Annotated in this window: 1 protein-coding gene; it reads left to right on the forward strand. The window is 59.7% G+C overall.

Annotated elements, in window-relative coordinates; translation table 11 throughout:
* Positions 1–135: 135 nt before the first annotated feature.
* On the forward strand, positions 136–1,038 hold the full coding sequence (locus AWB68_RS44505) for an NAD(P)-dependent oxidoreductase (RefSeq protein WP_087650406.1): 903 nt from the start codon (positions 136–138) through the stop codon (positions 1,036–1,038).
* Positions 1,039–1,799 lie beyond the last annotated feature (761 nt).

The following is a 1,799-nucleotide window of genomic DNA, read 5'->3' on the forward strand; positions in this document are numbered from 1 at the left end:
TCAAAAGGGCGAGAAGCTGGGCTCGAAAATTCACGAGCAGCTTTCACAAATTGGCCGCGATCCGTACCTCGTACGCTACTTCTTTAGCCATCAATCTGTCCGCTATATTTCTGACGTGTGAGTAAGACAATCATCATGGATCAGAACCGCATTCAGCACATCGCCCGCATCGCGATAGTCGGTTTCGGCGAAGTCGGGCCCGTTTTTGCCCGTGCATTGACCGCCGCCGGTCGCCAAGTATCGGTCTTCGATATCAAGCTGAAGGACGACGCGACGCGTGCAACGATTGTGGAGCGGGCGCGCGAATGCGGTGCGCTGGTAGCCGAAGACCTCGCGACGGCATTGCGCGACGCCCAACTCGTCTTCTCCGCCGTCACGGCAAGTCAGGCAGAAGTGGTAGCCACTGGATCGGCCGAACATCTCACGGCAGGCCAGACCTTCATCGACCTGAATTCGGTATCGCCCGCCGTCAAGCAGCGCAACTGCAAGCAGATCGAACGTCACGGTGCTGATTATGTGGAAGCCGCGGTGATGGCACCGGTCCCGCCACAAGGCGTGCGCGTGCCGATGCTGCTGGGCGGGCGCCTCGCCAAGCGAACTGCGGAAATCCTCAACGGTCTGGGTATGCGCACGGAGGCCGTGTCGCAAGACATTGGCCTGGCGTCGGCCATCAAGCTGTGCCGCAGCATCATGATCAAAGGCATGGAAGCGCTATGCGTTCAGTCGATGCTGGCGGCAAAGCAGTTTGACGTGGACGGCCGCGTGCTGGCGTCGCTCGCAGCAAGCTTTCCCGGCGCAGGCTGGGATACGGGCTACGAGGCATACCTGATCGGACGGGTGGTCGAGCACGGGCAAAGGCGCTCCGAAGAAATGCGCGAAGCCGCGTTGATGCTCGATGGATTGGGAATGTCGAGCGCGCTTGCCACCGCGATTGCCGACGTGCAACAGGAACTCGCAGCACGCGCCGCGCCACTGGTCGAATCGCTCGATCCGAAGGGCAGCCTGCCCGAATGGCGGAAGCTGCTAGAACCTGCCTGAAGCTGTGAACGCCCCATCCCGAAGTAATTGAGCGAACCGGTTCCCGAAGCCCCGGATTGCTCGCCGCCTAACAGCAGGGTGAATTGAGCGCACTACCTCGTATCGGTCCGAACCGACCTCTACGTGCCTGGCCGGATATCAGCACGCAGCAGGCACCGACTCGAGAGACCGGTCCGCAGTGGCCTCGATCAATCAGGTCACGGCTTCGTCGTCGAACAGTCAGACGCTGATTCGCGTCGGCATCCGTCACAAGTTCTGATGCTTCAACCGAGCGCCTACTGCGCGCGAATATCGAGGTAACCCGATAGCGAGACGACTCGCAGCCGCTCTGCGCCGCTGCGGGTCACCACCCACCCGACGGGCCCTCTTACTGCTCAATGCTTCAGGATTATTCATGGCCATCCACTTCGACGCAGCGGGAGCGCTTCACCCACGCAGCAGGCCGGGTCACGGCGCAGTATGCATATCTCGCCGGTGCGGCGTAGGACTTCAAGATCGTAAAGCTCTTTGACGCAGTGGAAATCACAAGCAACGTCAGCATGCCGAGCGGTACGCATTAGTACAGGCCAACCTTCGGTGCGGTTCTTGCCAGCGGATTTTCCGCTAGCCGAATATACGGGAAGGTCTGCATAAGTCATCGCATAGCATCCCGAATGAGTTACGCTTGAGGTAAGCGCAAACAATTGAGGTGTGGTCATGACGCAAATGGATCTGGGCTTGAATTTGTCGACCAAGCGCACGCGCAAGCGCGAATTTCTCGA

Source organism: Caballeronia choica, from assembly GCF_001544535.1.
In the GTDB taxonomy this organism is placed as follows: domain Bacteria; phylum Pseudomonadota; class Gammaproteobacteria; order Burkholderiales; family Burkholderiaceae; genus Caballeronia; species Caballeronia choica.